The sequence below is a fragment of the Microbacterium esteraromaticum genome (assembly GCF_014084045.1).
Lineage (GTDB): Bacteria > Actinomycetota > Actinomycetes > Actinomycetales > Microbacteriaceae > Microbacterium > Microbacterium esteraromaticum_D.
In genome coordinates this window covers 2044652-2061553 of sequence record NZ_CP043732.1, presented here as the reverse complement: position 1 = coordinate 2061553, position 16902 = coordinate 2044652, and the positions used below count along the sequence as shown (strand labels likewise).

The following is a 16902-nucleotide window of genomic DNA, read 5'->3' as shown; positions in this document are numbered from 1 at the left end:
CCTTCCGCCCGCCCTGTCGAGCAGCGAGCCGACCAGGCTATCAGTCCCGCGAGTCGCGCGTGAACAGCAGGGTCAGGGCTCCGACATCCGAGCGAGCAGTTCGGTCAGGAGCGCCTCCGCCACCGGCCTCGGCAGCTGCTCGATCAGCGCCATGAGCATCGACATCGGCTGATCGGCCGACACCGATCCCGCACCGGCGAGCCGAAGCAGCCGCCACGCGGCGGCCGGTCCGGGCACGCGACCGCCTTCGCCGTAGCCGAGCGCGCGCAGAGCGGCGAGCAGCATCCGCGGATCCGCCTGCCCCTGACCGCGCACCTCGTCGGCAGATGCCGCCAGCGCGCCGATGAACTCGCCCACCCGCTGCTCGAGCACCGGCGTCAGGGTGAGATGCGCGCTGTGCGAGATGCGCACCCCGTCGCTCTGCACGAGGCCCGGCTGCGGCTGGATCTTCCAGCCATGCGCCACCAGCGCGTCGGCCAGTCGATGCGGATCGACGCGCTTCTCCTCGGGCACGCTCGGGTCGGCGCCCAGCGCGATCGCGGGGCCGGTCGGATCGCCGATGACCCTCAGCCCTGGAATGCCCTCCACCGCAGCCGCGACAGCGGAGGCCACCCGGTGGATCGACCCGGTCAGCCGCGCGTAGCCGTCGGAGCCGAGATGCTGCGTGATCGCCCACGCAGCGGCGAGGGGCGACGCCGAGCGCGAGCCGAGCAGAGTCGGGTTCACGACGGGGTAGCCCGCCCACCCGGTCGTGGCGAAGAACTGCGCGCGGTGTCGCCGCCTGCCCCGCTGCAGCAGTACCGACACCCCCTTCGGCGCGTAGCCGAACTTGTGCAGGTCGGCGGAGATGCTCGTCACGCCGCGGACGCGGAAGTCCCAGGAGGGCAGGTCGGGCCACCACGGCAGCACGAATCCCCCGAAGCACGAGTCGACGTGGCAGGAGATCCCGCGAGCGGATGCCGCGGCCGCGACCTCCGCGATCGGGTCGAGCGCCCCGGTGGGATAGGAGGGAGCGGAGACCACGACGAGTGCGACGTCCTCTCCGAGGCGCTCGATCACGTCCGACGCCGAGACGACGCCGTCGGGCGAGCAGGGCACAGGGTCGAAGTCCAGGTCGAAGAGCTGCGCCGCCTTGATGAATGCGGCGTGCGCAGTGGCGGGGGCCACGAGGCGCGGGCGGCGAGAGGCGTGCTCAGGATGCGACGAGCGCCACAGATCCCGCGCGGTCTTCACCGCGAGCAGGCAGCTCTCGGTCCCCCCGCTCGTGACGGTGCCGACCACGCTGCGGCCGCCGTGCAGCATCCGCCTGGTGAAGCCGATCACGTCGCGCTCCATGGCCGCGATCGACGGGAAGACCGTCGGATCGAGGCCGTTCAGCGGGCGCGCGAGGCGCGCGGCGGCATCGGCCAGGTCGTCGATCTCATCCAGACCCGAGTCGTACACGTAAGACAGCACGCGACCGCCGTGGGTGGGCGCATCGCCCTCCCGCATCCGGCGCAGCCGCTCGAGGATGTCGCTCATGCAGACGTCCCGACGATGTCCTGCTCACGCAGCCGATAGCGTGCGAGCACGACCATGCTGAGCAGCATGAGCGCGGCCGGAAGCAGGCTGAAGGCCACCGCGATGCCCGCGACCGCGGCATCCGGCTGTGCTACCTCGACCGCGGCGGTGGTCTCGATGTATCCGGTCAGGGCGAGCACGACAGACAGCACGGTCGCGCCGAGCGCCATCCCCGTGGTCTCGCCCGCCGTCCAGACCCCGCTGAACACTCCCGACCTGCCGTCGCCGCCTCCTGCGGTGCGGTCGTGCGCGATCACGTCGGGCAGCATCGCCATCGGCAGGGTCTGCATGCCGGCGTACGCCGCGCCCGCGAGCGAGACGGGCGCGAGGATCCACCACCCTGGTATCCACACCATCAGGCCGAGCACGACGGTCGCGACGAGGAAGACCGCGCTCGCGAGCCGGAAGCCGCGCTCCTTGCCGACGCGGTCGGCGACCGCCTTCCACACCGGTGCCATCAGCAGGGCCGGTGCGATCAGCGCGACGAACAGCGGCGTCACCGCGCCCTCATCGCCCAGCACCCACCGCGCCACGAACTGCGCGGCGGCGAGCATGAGGCCGGTGGCGAGCCCCTGGAGCATGAAGGTACCGAGCAGCACGCGGAACGGCTGACTCTCGCGGAGCACCGTGATGCCGTCGCGGTAGTGCATCGCGATCGAGGCGCCGGGGCGGACGGGCAGCGGAGGGCGGCTCTGCGCGACGGTCGACGCGATCACGAGTCCGAGTCCGAGCAGCACTGCGGCGACGACCGCCATCACGAGGTATCCGAGCCGCGGGTCGTCGGGGAACATGCCGCGGATCTCCGGCCCGCCGGCTCCGAAGAGCAGGATCGCGACCGTGAGCACCACCACGCGCCAGGTGAGCAGGCGGGTGCGCTCGCGGTAGTCGTCGGTCAGTTCGGCGGGCAGGGCGATGTACGGCACCTGGAAGAGGCTGAAGCATGTCGCTGCGAGCATGAACGCGATCAGCACCCAGGCACCGGAGGCTGCGGGCCCCATCCCCGCCGGCACGGCGAACGTCAGCGCGAAAGCGATCGGCAGGCCGATCGAGCCGATGAGCATGAGCCCGCGGCGCGAGCCGGTGCGGGCGAGCGCCGCGTCGCTGAGCCCGCCGATCACCGGGTCGATGAGCACGTCCCAGACCTTCGCTCCGGTGACGATCGCTCCCGCGGCGAGCGCGGTCACGCCCAGAGAGTCGGTCAGATAGTAGACGAGCACCAGGCCGGGCAGCGTGGCGAACCCGCCGGTGCCGAGCGACCCGATCGCGTAGCGGGTGATCTGTCCCGAGTGAGCGGATTCGACGCTGAGCGCATGTGGCTCACTCTAGTGGCGGCGTCGCGTGGCGAGTCGGGCGCGTCCGCCGCATCATCCGGTGCAGGAGAACACGCGAGCGCAGGAGCGGAAAGCGGATGCCGATCCTGCGTCGGACGAATAGCCTGCGTCTGATGAGTCGGCGGGCGACGGATGCCGTCAGACGAGGGCGCCCGACACCGGCACGGGGTTCGCGAACAGATCGAGCACGGGGCAGTGCTCGTCGACGACGGCACGCAGCCGGTCGTACTCCTCGGCCGTGTTCGGCCCGGTGATCTCCACTCGCACGCGCACGTCGTGGAATCCTGCGCGACCCGACTCGTCGATGCCGAAGAGCTTGCGCACATCGAGGTCGCCCTCGGCGGAGATCTCGATCTCGTCGATCGTCAGGCCCAGAGCCTGCGCGTAGAGGCGGAAGACGACCACCTGACACGAGACGAGGGCGCCCAGCGCGTACTCCACCGGGCTCGGCGCGGTGTCGTCGCCGGCCAGACCCGCGGGCTCGTCGACGAGGAAGCGGTGCCGCCCCGACTGGATCTCGGTGCCGACCGAGCCGACCCCTCGTCCGGTGACCCGGTAGGTGAGAGCGGCGTTGGTGACGTCGCGGGCGATGCGCTCGTTCCACACCTCGCCTGCATCGGTCAGGCGCTCCGCCCGCTCATCGGCGGTGACGTCGGGAACGGCGGTGAACCGGTCGCTGAGAAGAGTCATGCGGCGACGGTAATCGGGCATCCGGATGCCCGGCCACCCGCCCCGTCATCACCCGCAACACAGGGTCACGGAATGTAACGCTCAGGCCGCGTAGCGGCCGGAGGCGACGGCCTTGGCGCGGGCCTTGGCCGCCTCCTCCTCGCGGTTCTTCGGCGGACGGGTCGCGACGAGGTCGTCGAGCAGGTGCTGAGTGACGTGGGCGATCTCGGCGACGGCTCGGTCGAAGGCCTCCTGGTTGGCCTTCGACGGCTTCGTCGTGCCGGCGATCTTGCGCACGTACTGCAGTGCTGCGGCGTGCACCTCGTCGGAGGTCGCTGCGGGCTCGAAGTTGTGGAGGGTGTGGATGCTGCGGCACATGCCGTTCACGGTACGCCCGGCCCAGGACATGCGAAAGGGGCGGATGCCGAGCATCCGCCCCTTTCGCAGAAGGATCGGCTCAGCGCTTGTAGTTCGGCGCCTCGACGACGATCTGCACGTCGTGCGGGTGCGACTCCTTGAGCCCAGCCGCGGTGATTCGCACGAAGCGGCCGCGGGTCTTGAGCTCATCGATCGTGCGGGCGCCGACGTAGAACATCGACTGCCGCAGTCCGCCGACCAGCTGATATGCGACGGCCGAGAGGGGGCCGCGGTACGGGACCTGTCCCTCGATGCCCTCGGGGATCAGCTTGTCGTCGCTCGGCACATCGGCCTGGAAGTAGCGGTCCTTCGAGTACGAGGTCTGCTTGCCGCGCGTCTGCATCGCGCCCAGCGAGCCCATGCCGCGGTACTGCTTGAACTGCTTGCCGGACTGGAAGACGATCTCACCCGGCGACTCGTCGGTGCCGGCGAGCAGCGAGCCGAGCATGACGGCGTCGGCTCCGGCCACGAGCGCCTTGGCGATGTCGCCCGAGTACTGCAGGCCGCCGTCCGCGATCACGGGCACTCCCGCGGGTCCGGCGGCGAGCGACGCCTCGTACACCGCGGTCACCTGCGGCACGCCGACGCCGGCGACGACTCGCGTGGTGCAGATCGACCCGGGGCCGACGCCGACCTTGACGGCGTCCACGCCGGCATCCACCAGAGCCTGCGCTCCCTCGCGGGTCGCGACGTTGCCGCCGATGACATCGATGTGCTCGAACGAGGCGTCTGCCTTGATGCGCTTGACGAGGTCGATGACGCCCTGCGACTGCCCGTTGGCGGTGTCGACGACGAGCACGTCCACTCCCGCATCCCGAAGCGCCTCGGCGCGCTCCCACGCGTCGCCGAAGAAGCCGATGGCCGCGCCCACGCGCAGACGACCCTGGTCGTCCTTCGTGGCGAGCGGGTACTTCTCGCTCTTGTCGAAGTCCTTGATGGTGATGAGTCCGGCGAGCTTGCCGTCCTCGTCGATCAGGGGAAGCTTCTCGACGCGGTGCTTCGCGAACAGGGAGATGACCTCGCCTGCGGCCACGCCGACCTTCGCCGTCACCAGGTTCTCGCTCGTCATGACGTCCTTCACCAGGGTCGTCTGACGCTCGAAGCCCGACACGAAGCGCATGTCGCGGTTGGTGACGATGCCGACCAGCTTGCCCGCGTCGTCGACGACGGGCAGCCCCGAGATGCGGTACTTCGCGCACAGGTTGTCGACCTCTTCGACCGTGGCGTCGGCGGTCGTGGTGATCGGGTCGGTGATCATGCCCGACTCGCTGCGCTTGACGCGGTCGACCTGCGCCGCCTGGTCGGCGATCGAGAGGTTGCGGTGCAGGATGCCGATGCCGCCCTCACGCGCCATGGCGATCGCCATGCGGGCCTCGGTGACGGTGTCCATCGCGCTGGAGAGCAGCGGGGTGGCCACGGAGATGCGCCGGGTGATCCGCGAGGAGGTGTCGGCCTCACTGGGGATGACGTCGGTGTGCCCCGGAAGCAGGAGCACGTCATCGTAGGTGAGTCCGACGAAACCGAACGGGTCGTGCTGCTGCATGGAAGCTTGCTCCTCTGCGCCGGAGGCGCGATCGAATGGCGAATGCGCGGGACGTCTGCGACCGGAACGGGCGTCACCCGCGGTGTATAGATTCTAAGCGCGGGACGTCCTCTCTTATTCCGAGAACGCCGAGAACGCGAGGCGACACTCCCGATATCCCGATCCGGCCACGATGGGTGCGCTCCCACGTGCCGACGGGATACGCTCAGTGCGACGTCCAAGCGGAGCGACGACCCGAAGTCGCTCGATGCACTCGATGTGGAGGATGCGTGGGACTCAGAACAGTGGCGCTTCATCGCCCCCGGAACGGCGTGGTCGCGCTTCTCGCGACACTGCTCGCCGCCTTCCTCGTCCTCGGCATGCCGGCCGGTGCCGCGCACGCCGAGACGACGCCGGACGGTCAGGAGGTGACCGACTTCTACTTCGCCGGCAACATCACCTACGACGACGAGCCCATCGAGGGCGTGGAGCTGTCGGTGAAGGGCGGCGGGTTCGAGGGAGAGACCGAGACCGACGCCGAGGGCAAATGGCGCCTCTACGTGCCCGAGAAGGACAAGTACACGATCGCCGTCGATGAGGACACCCTCCCCGACGGAGTGATCGTCGACGTCGAGAGCCTTCCGGACGGCGTCGAGCCGGTCGCAGGCACGAGCGGCGAGTTCGAGGCGGAGTTCGGGCTGACCGGCACGAAGATCGTGAATCTGTTCCTCGGCGAGGGCGAGCGCATCACCATCTCGCTGCTCGATCAGCTGGCCTCGCGCCTCGTCGGCGGCCTCAACTTCGGCCTGCTGCTCGCCCTGGCCTCCATGGGCGCGGCCCTCATCTACGGCACCACGCGACTGTCGAACTTCGCGCACGCGGAGATGGTGACGTGGGGCGGCCTGGTCGCCCTGGTCACCACGACGATCTGGCAGGCACCGCTGTGGGTGGGCATCGTCGCGGCGGTGATCGCCGGCGGGCTGTTCGGCTGGGCGATGGATGCCGCGCTGTGGCGGCCGCTGCGCCGCCGAGGCCTCGGCGTGGTGCAGCTGATGATCGTCAGCATCGGCCTCTCGCTCGCGCTTCGCTACCTCTTCCAGTACTTCATCGGCGGCGGCACCCGCCAGCTGCCCGGCGCGAGCCCGGCGCCTATGCAGTTCGGGCCGGTGTCGCTGTCGTACATCGACCTGATCGGCATGGGCGTCAGCATCGTCGTCATCCTCGCGGTCGCCTGGTTCCTCACCCGCACCCGCATCGGCAAGGCGACTCGCGCCATCTCCGACAACCCGCAGCTGGCCGCGGCATCCGGCATCGACGTCGACCGCGTGATCCGCTACGTGTGGATCCTGTCGGGTCTGCTGGCGGCGATCTCGGGCATCCTGTGGGCCTACTTCCGCCCGGGTGTGAAGTGGGACATGGGCATGCAGATGCTGCTGCTGATCTTCGCCGCGATCACCCTCGGCGGCCTGGGCACGGCGTTCGGCGCCCTGGTCGGCTCTCTCATCGTCGGCATCGCCGTCGAGGTCTCGACGCTGTGGATCCCGTCCGACCTGAAGTACGCGAGCGCGCTGGTCGTGCTCATCGTGATCCTGCTGGTCAGGCCGCAGGGCCTGCTCGGCCGCAAGGAAAGGCTGGGCTGACATGGACTTCGGAAGCATCTTCTCCAACACGGCCGTCTACCTGTTCAGCCCCGTGACCATCGCCTACGCGCTGGCCGCGACCGGACTCGCCGTGCACTTCGGCTACGCGGGCCTGCTGAACTTCGGCATGGCGGCCTTCATGGCCGTCGGCGGCTACGGCTACGCGATCTCGGTGCTCAGCTTCGGGTGGCCCTGGTGGGTGGGCATGCTGATCGGGCTGCTCGGCGGCGCCCTGTTCGCCGTGCTGCTCGGCATCCCGACCCTGCGCCTGCGCGCCGACTACCTCGCCATCGCGACCATCGCGGCGGGCGAGATCGTGCGCCTGCTGTTCACCACTCAGCTGTTCGACGAGTGGACCAACTCGGCCGACGGCCTCGCCCAGTACAACGGCGGGTTCCGCGACGCCAACCCGTTCCCCGCCGGCACCTACGGCTTCGGCCCGTGGACGTACACGGCCAACGATCTGTGGAACCGCGTGTTCGGCGTGATCGTGCTGGCGCTCGCGGTGCTGCTCGTGTGGGCCCTCATGCGCAGTCCCTGGGGTCGTGTGCTCAAGGGCATCCGCGAGGACGAGGACGCCGTGCGCTCGCTGGGCAAGAACGTGTTCGCCTACAAGATGCAGGCGCTCGTCGTCGGCGGCGTGATCGGCGCGGCCGGCGGCATCGTGTTCGTGCTCCCCTCGGCGGTCGTGCCGGGCAGCTACACGACCTCGCTGACCTTCTTCCTGTGGACGATCCTGCTGCTCGGCGGGGCGGCGACCGTCTTCGGACCCACGCTCGGCGCGATCCTGTTCTGGGTCGTGTTCGCGTTCCTCGCCAACCTGCTGCCGAGCATGGCGCGCAGCGGAATGCTGCCGATGTCCGACAGCCAGGCCTCGACCCTCGTGTTCATCTTCGTGGGCGTGGCGCTGATGCTGCTCGTGATCTTCCGCCCGCAGGGCATCCTCGGAGACAAGAGGGAGATGACCTTTGTCAAGTGAGAACACCCCCGAGCAGGTTCCCGACGCCGACGCGGCGCCGGTGACCGGCAGCGTCCGGCGTCCGAAGACGACGGGGCTCGCGAAGGGCCCCGCCGCCCCCGGCGTCGCGAAGGTCGACCCGATCCTCGTCGTCGACGCGGTGGAGCGGCACTTCGGCGGCCTGACCGCCGTCAACGTCGAGCACGTCGAGGTGCCGCGAGGCGCGATCACCGCGCTCATCGGCCCCAACGGCGCGGGCAAGACGACCCTGTTCAACCTGCTCTGCGGCTTCGACAAGCCGAACAGCGGCACCTGGAGCTTCGACGGGAAGAACCTCTCGGGCGTCCCCTCGTTCAAGGTCGCCCGCATGGGGCAGGTGCGCACCTTCCAGCTCACCAAGTCACTGTCGCTGCTGACCGTGCTCGAGAACATGAAGCTCGGCGCCACCAAGCAGCGCGGCGAGGGCTTCTGGTCCAGCCTGATCCCGGCGCTGTGGCGTCGGCAGGAGGCCGAGATCGAGGAGCGCGCCCGCGAGCTGCTGCGCCGGTTCAAGCTGGACGCCAAGGAGAAGGACTTCGCCGCATCGCTCTCGGGCGGTCAGCGCAAGCTCCTCGAGATGGCCAGGGCGCTGATGAGCGACCCCCAGCTCGTGATGCTCGACGAGCCGATGGCCGGGGTCAACCCCGCACTCACGCAGTCCCTGCTCGACCACATCCTCGACCTCAAGGAGCAGGGCATGACCGTGCTCTTCGTCGAGCACGACATGCACATGGTGCGCCACATCGCCGACTGGGTGATCGTGATGGCCGAAGGCCGTGTCGTCGCCGAGGGCCCGCCCGAGACGGTCATGGAGGACCCGGCCGTCGTCGACGCGTACCTCGGCGCCCACCAGGACGTCGATCTCGGAGCGGTCACCGGGCGCATCCCCGTGGCGGCGGGCGACGCCTCGAGCGCCACAGCGACGCGCATCCGGGAGAAGATCGAGGCCGAGGCGGAAGCCGAGTTGGATGCCGGATCCGACGGCGAAGAGGAGAAGAAGTGATGGATGCCGAGAACTCCTCCCCCGAGGTCGCCCACGGCGATGTCGTCGTCGAGCTGACCGACGTGCATGCCGGCTACCTTCCGGGGGTGAACATCCTCAACGGGGCGAACCTCGTTGCCCGTCAGGGTGAGCTGATCGGCATCATCGGGCCGAACGGCGCGGGCAAGTCGACGCTGCTGAAGTCGATCTTCGGCATGGTGAACGTGCGCAAGGGCGACATCACCGTGAACGGGGAGAGCATCGTCGGGCTCAAGGCCGACAAGCTCGTGGGGCGCGGCGTGGCGTTCGTGCCGCAGACGAACAACGTGTTCCCGTCGCTGACGATCGCCGAGAACCTGCAGATGGGGCTGTATCAGAACCCGAAGATCTACGCCGAACGGCTCGAGTTCGTCAGCAGCATCTTCGCCGAGCTGGGCAAGCGGCTCGGCCAGCGCGCCGGCTCCCTGTCGGGTGGTGAGCGCCAGATGGTGGCGATGTCCCGCGCTCTGATGATGGACCCTTCGGTCCTGCTGCTCGACGAGCCGTCGGCCGGCCTCTCCCCCGTCCGCCAGGACGACGCGTTCATCCGCGTCTCCGACATCAACAAGGCGGGCGTGACGACGATCATGGTGGAGCAGAACGCCCGCCGCTGCCTGCAGATCTGCGACCGCGGCTACGTTCTCGACCAGGGCCGCGACGCCTACGAGGGCACCGGCCGCGACCTGCTGAACGATCCGAAGGTCATCGGCCTGTACCTGGGAACGCTGGGCCAGGACGCGGCCTGACGGCGCCAGCGCGGCGCTCGACACGCGCTCGACGCCGCGCAGGCCCTGACAGCGAGAAGGCCCCGGATGCGAGCATCCGGGGCCTTCTGCGTGAGCGGTGTCAGTTGGTGCGCTCGATGGTGTTGTCGGCCTTGTACTTGTAGATGCCGATCGTGGCGCCCTGCGGGTCGCCCGCCTCGTCGAAGGTCACCTCGCCGGAGTAGCCGTCGTAGTCGGCGGTGCCCCCGTCGTTGATGATCTTGGCGCACTCGGCGAACGTGGTGCACTTCTCACCGTCGCCGGATCCGCCCGAGACCTCCTGCATCTTGGCGGCGATGTCGGCGCCCTCGGTCGAGCCGGCGGCCAGCGCGGCGAGTGCCACGAGGATCGCGGCGTCGTAGGCCTCGCCCATGTAGGTGAAGTCCTTCACCTCGGCGTTGCCCTCACCCGTCCAGTACGCCTGGATGCGCTCGACGAAGTCGTCCTCGAGCACGGGACCGGCCTTGGTGCCCTGCGCGCCCTCGAGCGAGACGGGCATCTCGGTGCCGTAGTCCGACAGGTTCCCGTCGACCATGTAGAACTTGTCGGCCGTGATGCCCGCGTTCACCAGCAGCGGTCCGATGGTCTTGAACTGGTCGAACGAGACGATCGCGACGGCATCGGGGTTCGCGGCCTTGATGGTCTCGACCTGTGCGTCGAACTGCGCGTCGCCGACGTTGAACGACGCCTCGGCGACGACCTCGCCGCCTGCCGCTTCGAACGTCTCCTTGATGGCGGCGTCGAGGCCGGTGCCGTAGGCGTCGTTCTGGTAGATGATGCCGAGCGTCTTGCGGTTGTCCTCGGCGATCAGGTTGCCGAGCACCTCGCCCTGCAGCAGGTCGCTGGGGGCGGTGCGGAAGTAGAGTCCGTTGTCCTCCCAGTCGGTGAAGTCGGGGCCGGTGTTCGACGCCGAGATCTGGAGGACCCCCGCGCTGACGTTTCCGTCGAGGATCAGTCGAGAGACACCGGATGCCGCTGCTCCGACCATCGCGGTGACGTCTGCGCCCTGCAGCTTGGTGATCGAGGTCTCGTACGCCTTGGTGTCGGTGTCGCCCTCGTCCTCAGCCGTCAGCTCGACGGTGATGCCGGCATCCGCGTCGTTGATCTCCTTGACGGCGAGGCCGACGCCGGACTCCATGGGCGGGCCGAGGAAGGCCAGCGAGCCGGTCTGCGGAAGCAGCGAGCCGAGCTTCAGCGTGAGGTCGGCGGCCGGCTTCTTGCCGTCGTCGCCGGACGGGTTCTCGGCGGGCGTGCTGCTGCAGCCCGCGATGATGAGTGCGGACGCGCTGACCATCGCAGCCGCCGCGAAGATCCTCGCCGGACGCGAGCCCTTCAATGCGTTCATGTTGCTCCCTTGCGTAACTGAACGTGGATATCCACTTCGGGTGATCTCACCCTATTGGCTGATATGCCGGTGGTGTCGACGCTTCTGTCTCGGTCGCCTAACGATCCGCATCGGAGCGACGGGGCGCGTCAGACCAGGTCGACGGGCGCTGTCGCGGGCGAGCCGGCGTGCGATCGGCGGCTGTGCAGCAGCAGGTCGGCGACGAAGACGACGATGGCGATCCAGACGAGGATGAAGCCGATCCAGCGCTCGAGCGGCATGGGCTCGCCCAGCAGTGCCCACCCCACGACGAACTGCATGATCGGGGTGATGAACTGCAGCATCCCGACCAGACTGAGGTCGATGCGCCGCGTCCCCGCGGCGAAGAGCAGCAGCGGCACGGCGGTGGCGATTCCCGCGCCCGCGACGAGCAGGGTGTGCAGCGGTGAGACCTGCCCGAAGGTGATCCCGTCGGTCTGTGCGACGACGATGAGCGTCACCACGGCGATGGGGATGAGCCAGAACGATTCGAGCGTGAGGCCGCTCGTGGCGTCGACGGCTGCGCCGATCCGCTTCTTGACGAGACCGTAGACCCCGAACGACGCGGTCAGCGTCAGTGCGATCCAGGGGAACGAGCCGTAGGCGACGACGATCACGATCACCGCGAGCGCGGCGATGCCGATCGCGGCCCACTGCAGCCGGCGCACGCGCTCGCGCAGCACGAACACGCCGAGCAGCACGGTGAAGATCGGGTTGATGAAGTACCCGAGGCTGGTCTCGATGACGTGGCCGGTGAGGGTACCGATGAGGAACGTCTGCCAGTTGATGTAGATGAGCACTCCGGCGAGCGCCGTCCAGCCCAGGAGGCTCGGCTGCCGGATGATGGCGATGAGAGCAGGCCAGCCGCGCATGACCGTGAGAAGGATCAGGCAGAAGACGAACGAGAGCAGCACCCGCCAGGCGACGACCTCCCACGCGCCGGTCGGCACCAGGGCGAGGAAGTACAGCGGCAGCACACCCCAGATCAGATAGGCGCCGACGGTGCAGGCGACTCCGAGGTTCCTCGTGCTCACCGATCAAGCCTAGCGGCGCGTGTCCCGTTCGGGCGCGGCACCGCCCCCGGGCCGGCGCCGACCGATCCCCGTGCGCACCCCCTGGTTACCCCGGTAGAAACCCCCTACCGCCGCCTGGGCGATGGGCGTATGGTGGCGGCATCCGATTCTCGGAGACTGGGGAAAGACGACGGGACGATGAGCGAATCACGGTTCGCCCTCGCGCTCGACGCAGGCATGACCTGTGTGAAAGCGGTCACGCACGGCGATGGGGCGCACGGAGGGGTGCAGGGCAAGCGGCTCGCGCTGATGCGCGAGGGCTTCGTGATGCCGGCGGCGGTGTTCATCACGGACGACGGGGACGTGCGCTTCGGCGACGAGGCCGTCGAGTGCGGTGCCGCGCGGCCAGAGCGCCTGGTCCGCGACCTGACCCGAGAGGTCGGCGACGGCACACCGCTCGTCGTAGGAGGTTTCGCCGTGACCGCCGCCGAGCTCTTCGCGCGCATGGTCGCGTGGATCGTCGAGAGGTCTGCGTCCGAGGCGGGTGCGCTGCCCGGCGCTGTGGCGGTCGTGCACCCCACCTCGTGGTCAGGGCACAGGATCGATGCCGTGCGCCGGCGTCTGCACGAGATGGCGCTCGACGACGTCACCTTCGTGCCGGCTGCGGTGGCGGCAGCGGGTGCGCAGGATCGCACCGGCATCACCGCCGTCTACGACCTCGGGGCGCAGACCCTCGAGGCGAGCGCGCTGCGCGGCCGCCGCCTCATCGACGAGCCGCTCGTCGCTCCTCTCGGTGGCATCGACCTGGATGCCGCCGTGCGAGCCCACGTGGACGCGCTCGTCCCCGGCTCCGCCCATGGGGCAGAGGTCGCGGCGGCCAAGGAAGAGCTCTCGTTCCGCTCGGATGCCGCGCTCTCGGTCGACGTCGCCGGGCGGCATGAACGGCTGCGACTGACGCGCGCCGAGTTCGAGACGCTGACATCGGACGTGGTGGCACGCACGGTCGGAGCGCTCGAGGCGATGCTCGAGCGCGCGGCTCTCGAGCCGGAGGACGTCACCGAGATCACACTGATCGGCGGCTCGGCGCGGCTGCCCCTGGCAGCCCAGATGCTCTCGGAGCGCCTCGATCGTCCGCTGCGCCTTCCGGAGGATCCGCAGTTCGCCGCAGCGCTCGGCGCCGCAGAGCTGAGCTGGGAGCGGATGCCGGCCACGACCGTCCCTGTGCCCGTGGAGCCGGCCCCGATCGAGGCGGATCAGCAGAGGACGACCCGACCGGCACGGCGGTGGCACCTGCGCATCCCGTACGGCGTCGCCGCCACGCTGGCGGCGGCAGCGGTGGTGATCGCAGCCGGCGTCGTGTTCAGCTCGGCGACGCCGCTGGGCGGCTCCGATGCCGCGGAGGGCGCGAGCCACGACGATGCCTCGGGTGCCGCCGAGCTGAGCCTCGTCCGCCGCGCGGACGGATACAGCAGCGGGGCCCTCGCCCCGCAGCCGGACAGACAGCAGGCAGCTCAGCCGGATGCACCCGGTGCGCGCAGCGGCGAGGATGCGCCGCCGCGCACCTCGCGCGGGGGCGGCCCCGCGATCGCCGCCCCCGACTCGGACACGGCGGAGGCGAGCGGCTCTGCGACGACGACTCCGGATGCCGGCCCGTCCGCCCCGCCGGTGCGCGCTGCGGATGCGCCGACCGACCCCGCACCCGCGGACCAGGGTCCCGAGCCGACCCCCGATCCGACGCCGGACCCGACACCCATCCCGGAGCCAGACCCCACTCCCGATCCCACGCAGGAGCCGACCCCCGAGCCCACGACTGCGCCGACCACCGAACCCGCCTCGGGTCCGGAGCCCTCCCCCGAGCCGCAGCCGACCACTCCCCCGTCCGCCACCGAACCCACACCGGATCCGCCGGAACCCGCACCCCCCGCACCCGCAGCCCCGTCGTCCACGGAAGCGACGGCATCATGACGAAAGGCGGCCCCCGACGCCATGTCACACTCATCCTCCGCGCTCACCGCACTCGACGAACTCGAGTTCGACGGCGCCTCCGCTCCCTTCCCCTTGGCGTGGGATCGGCAGCTGCGCCCTCTCGTCGAAGGCATCGGATCCGGCATCGCGCGCGCCGCACTGATCGGCACCGCCGGTTCCGGCAAGTCGACCGTCCTGCAGCGGCTGCGTGACCTGCTCCACCGGCAGTCGCGCGTGGTGCGCCTGCTGCACGACGTCGATGACGACCCGCTGCCGGCAGAGCACGTGCTGCTCGTCGACGATCTGCATCTGCTCTCCGATGAACAGCTGAGGCTCATCGCGCTGCGGGCGGACGATCCCACCGCCTCGCTGATCGTCGCGAGCAGGCCGTGGCCCGCGTCCAGCGCGGCACGGGCGATCACGACGAGGCTGGAGCAGGATGCACCTGCCGTCGTTCTCGGCCACGTCTCGCGCTCCGACATCCTCGATCACCTCGCGATGCACGAGAGGATCATGCTCGACGCGTGCATCGATCACATCCTCGAGCGCACCTGCGGAGTGGCCTGGCTCGTCGCCGCGGCGCTGCAGCATCACGACGCCCGTGACTGCGGCCACGACGGTGATCACGACGAGCTCGACGAGGCGCTCGGCGAGCTGATCGCGCACCGCCTCAGCACGGTGCCGACCGCTCTGCGTGAGCTCGTCGAGGAGGTGTGCCTCGTCGACGAAGGGGTTTCCGCGGCGACCGACGACCGACGTGCGGGACAGGCGGACGTCGAGACCCTGATCGCACGCGGTCATGCGGAGGGGCTGCTTCTGGCCAACGGCGGAGCTTCGCCGCTGGTGCGATCGGTCGTCTGCGGCACGATATCGACCCAGCGTCTGATCGAGCTCTCGACCCGGTTCCCCGAGCACGTCGCGCAGCGCGACGACATCAGGCCCATCCGCAGTGCCCGTCTCGCGGACTCGATCACCGAGACCGCCGACCGCCTGCTGACCGCATCGCCACGACGCGCGCTGGAGCTGTACGACAGCGCCATCGCGAGCGGGGCCGATGAAGATGCACTCGCGGCACGGCGCGCTCGCGCGGCTTGGATGATCGGCGACCTGGAGCACGCGTCGCGCATCGTCGAGACCGCCCTCGGCCCGGCATCACGGGCGCAGCGGGACGCACTGGCGCCCGTGTCGGCCGCCCTGTGGTCGGCCCGCGCGATGATGGATCGCGCGCACGCGGTGTTCCAGCTGGTGCCGCCTCGGGATGCCGCAGCCGCAGCCGGTGCAGTGACCGCTGCGCTCGGTGTGGGCTCTGCACCAGAGCCGGACCGCGAACGGAGCACCGCGGAGTTCCCGTCGACTCTCAGCGTGTCGATGGAGCTGCTCACATCGGGCATGCTCGCATCGATCGAGGCCGACGCCGACGACGCCGTGCTGCCGGGGCTCGTCCGATCGGCGGAGATGTACACCCAGGCCCACAGCAGCGAGGCGCTGTGCGAACTGCCGGCAGTGATCGCCGCCGTCGTCGCCCTCAGCCTCGGCAGACCCGCGACCGCGCACGCGGTGCTCGAGGAGGCGATCGCGCACGACCACGGCGGAGCGTGGGCCCGGCGGCGCCTGCTGCTGTGGAGCGCGTGGGTCGCGGTGCAGCGTGCCCAGCCATCCGAAGCGCGCGACCTGCTGGAGCGCTCCGAGACGGCGACCGCCGGGCCGGTATGCGCTCGGGACGCGCTGCTGATGCACGCCGTGCGCGTGGCCATCGCGCGGCGCTACGACGACGCATCCGGGCTGGAGGCGGCGTGGCGCGAAGCCCGGGTGTGGCTGCTGCGCGCCGATATCGATCTCTATCTGCTGCACCCGCTCGGCGAGCTGGTGAGCGCGGCCGCCCGTCTCGGCGACACGGCCCGCGTCGACACGCATCTCGCTCACGGCTTCGAGATCGTCGAGGCGCTCGGCGACCCGCCGCTGTGGGCGGCGCACGTGCACTGGGCGGGGATTCAGCAGGGCATCCTGCTCAGCAGCCCTGAGCGTCTCGCGCCCCATGCCAGGGCGCTCGTGAAGCAGGCCTCGCGCAGTCGCGTGGCGGCGGCGATGGCGCGGGCGGGCAGGGTATGGACCGATGTCCTGGCCGGAACGGTCGATCCGGATGCCGTGATCAGCGCGGCGCAGCAGCTGGCGGGCGTCGGACTGATGTGGGACGCGGCGCGCCTGGCCGGGCACGGTGCCGCACGCGCCTGCGACCGCCGGGTCGCGGCCCAGCTTCTCGCCTGCGCCAGGGAGCTGCATCCGAACGACGGTCTTCGCCGGCCTGCTCCGGCGACCGATGACGATGCCCCGGCGCAGACCCAATCGGCTCCGCAGGAGGTGCTCAGCGATCGTGAGCTCGAGGTCGCCCGGCTCGTGGTGCTGGGCAAGACCTACGCCGAGATCGGCGAGACGATCTTCATCTCGCCGCGCACCGCCGAGCACCACATCGCGCACATCCGTCGCAGGCTGGGCGCCGCCTCGCGATCGGAGCTGATCGCCAGGCTCAGGATGCTGCTGGGCGAAGGAGCGATGGGTGACCAACCCCCGTGATGTTCTTCGCGGGTATCGGGGCTAGCCCCGATGCCGGCGGGCGGAGGGCCCGCCTACCATCCGAGTAGA

At 70.0% G+C, this 16902-nt stretch carries 13 protein-coding genes; 6 read left to right on the top strand and 7 right to left on the bottom strand.

The genetic code is table 11. The features are described from left to right. Positions 1 to 72 precede the first annotated feature (72 nt). From FVO59_RS09735 to guaB, 5 genes are all read right to left on the bottom strand, one after another. Positions 73 to 1521, bottom strand: coding sequence for a pyridoxal phosphate-dependent decarboxylase family protein (locus FVO59_RS09735; RefSeq protein ID WP_182252455.1), 1449 nt, complete (start codon positions 1519 to 1521; stop codon positions 73 to 75). Further along, positions 1518 to 2822 (bottom strand): MFS transporter, encoded by a 1305-nt coding sequence (locus FVO59_RS09730; protein ID WP_430736348.1) that lies wholly within the window; start codon positions 2820 to 2822, stop codon positions 1518 to 1520. The genes FVO59_RS09735 and FVO59_RS09730 overlap by 4 nt, the downstream gene beginning before the upstream one ends. A gap of 207 nt (positions 2823 to 3029) precedes the next feature. Next, positions 3030 to 3581: an OsmC family protein gene (locus tag FVO59_RS09725; protein WP_182252454.1), complete on the bottom strand. Its 552-nt coding sequence runs from the start codon at positions 3579 to 3581 to the stop codon at positions 3030 to 3032. A gap of 81 nt (positions 3582 to 3662) precedes the next feature. Further along, entirely contained in the window at positions 3663 to 3938 is a 276-nt protein-coding gene (locus tag FVO59_RS09720; protein ID WP_182252453.1) for a DUF2277 domain-containing protein, read from the bottom strand. A 79-nt stretch (positions 3939 to 4017) separates the two neighbouring features. Then, positions 4018 to 5520 (bottom strand): IMP dehydrogenase, encoded by a 1503-nt coding sequence (gene guaB / locus FVO59_RS09715; protein ID WP_182252452.1) that lies wholly within the window; start codon positions 5518 to 5520, stop codon positions 4018 to 4020. A gap of 359 nt (positions 5521 to 5879) precedes the next feature. On the opposite strand from guaB, the gene FVO59_RS09710 reads away from it, so the two are divergent. Genes FVO59_RS09710 through FVO59_RS09695 form a run of 4 tightly spaced genes read left to right on the top strand, consistent with a single transcriptional unit; the run spans position 5880 to position 9903 of the window. After that, positions 5880 to 7139 (top strand): branched-chain amino acid ABC transporter permease, encoded by a 1260-nt coding sequence (locus FVO59_RS09710; RefSeq protein ID WP_430736347.1) that lies wholly within the window; start codon positions 5880 to 5882, stop codon positions 7137 to 7139. Position 7140: 1 nt separating this feature from the next. Beyond that, on the top strand, positions 7141 to 8118 hold the full coding sequence (locus tag FVO59_RS09705; RefSeq protein ID WP_182252451.1) for a branched-chain amino acid ABC transporter permease: 978 nt from the start codon (positions 7141 to 7143) through the stop codon (positions 8116 to 8118). 40 nt (positions 8119 to 8158) lie between these two features. Continuing rightward, positions 8159 to 9139, top strand: coding sequence for an ABC transporter ATP-binding protein (locus FVO59_RS09700; protein ID WP_259363538.1), 981 nt, complete (start codon positions 8159 to 8161; stop codon positions 9137 to 9139). Next, the gene (locus FVO59_RS09695; RefSeq protein ID WP_182252449.1) at positions 9139 to 9903 is read left to right on the top strand and encodes an ABC transporter ATP-binding protein; all 765 of its coding nucleotides are present in this window, start codon (positions 9139 to 9141) and stop codon (positions 9901 to 9903) included. The genes FVO59_RS09700 and FVO59_RS09695 overlap by 1 nt, the downstream gene beginning before the upstream one ends. 100 nt (positions 9904 to 10003) lie before the next feature. On the opposite strand, the gene FVO59_RS09690 is transcribed toward FVO59_RS09695, so the two are convergent. Beyond that, positions 10004 to 11266: an ABC transporter substrate-binding protein gene (locus FVO59_RS09690; RefSeq protein ID WP_182252448.1), complete on the bottom strand. Its 1263-nt coding sequence runs from the start codon at positions 11264 to 11266 to the stop codon at positions 10004 to 10006. A gap of 128 nt (positions 11267 to 11394) precedes the next feature. Then, positions 11395 to 12318, bottom strand: coding sequence for an EamA family transporter RarD (gene rarD, locus FVO59_RS09685; protein WP_182252447.1), 924 nt, complete (start codon positions 12316 to 12318; stop codon positions 11395 to 11397). Positions 12319 to 12495: 177 nt separating this feature from the next. Between rarD and FVO59_RS09680 the strand changes: the two genes are divergently transcribed. Further along, positions 12496 to 14262 carry an Hsp70 family protein gene (locus tag FVO59_RS09680; protein ID WP_182252446.1) on the top strand — a complete coding sequence of 589 codons (1767 nt, stop codon included), beginning with the start codon at positions 12496 to 12498 and terminating at the stop codon, positions 14260 to 14262. Between the two features lie 21 nt (positions 14263 to 14283). Further along, a complete protein-coding gene (locus FVO59_RS09675) occupies positions 14284 to 16833 on the top strand; it encodes a LuxR C-terminal-related transcriptional regulator (RefSeq protein ID WP_182252445.1) in 2550 nt (849 codons plus the stop codon). The last annotated feature ends 69 nt before the right edge of the window (positions 16834 to 16902 follow it).

Excerpts from the sequence above, each read along its gene's own strand:
- FVO59_RS09735 (WP_182252455.1), bottom strand. The coding sequence starts at position 1,521 with ATGAGCGACATCCTCGAGCGGCTGCGCCGGATGCGGGAGGGCGATGCG.
- FVO59_RS09725 (WP_182252454.1), bottom strand. The coding sequence starts at position 3,581 with ATGACTCTTCTCAGCGACCGGTTCACCGCCGTTCCCGACGTCACCGCC.
- FVO59_RS09720 (WP_182252453.1), bottom strand. The coding sequence starts at position 3,938 with ATGTGCCGCAGCATCCACACCCTCCACAACTTCGAGCCCGCAGCGACC.
- guaB (WP_182252452.1), bottom strand. The coding sequence starts at position 5,520 with ATGCAGCAGCACGACCCGTTCGGTTTCGTCGGACTCACCTACGATGAC.
- FVO59_RS09710 (WP_430736347.1), top strand. The coding sequence starts at position 5,880 with ATGCCGGCCGGTGCCGCGCACGCCGAGACGACGCCGGACGGTCAGGAG.
- FVO59_RS09705 (WP_182252451.1), top strand. The coding sequence starts at position 7,141 with ATGGACTTCGGAAGCATCTTCTCCAACACGGCCGTCTACCTGTTCAGC.
- FVO59_RS09695 (WP_182252449.1), top strand. The coding sequence starts at position 9,139 with ATGGATGCCGAGAACTCCTCCCCCGAGGTCGCCCACGGCGATGTCGTC.
- FVO59_RS09690 (WP_182252448.1), bottom strand. The coding sequence starts at position 11,266 with ATGAACGCATTGAAGGGCTCGCGTCCGGCGAGGATCTTCGCGGCGGCT.
- FVO59_RS09680 (WP_182252446.1), top strand. The coding sequence starts at position 12,496 with ATGAGCGAATCACGGTTCGCCCTCGCGCTCGACGCAGGCATGACCTGT.
- FVO59_RS09675 (WP_182252445.1), top strand. The coding sequence starts at position 14,284 with ATGTCACACTCATCCTCCGCGCTCACCGCACTCGACGAACTCGAGTTC.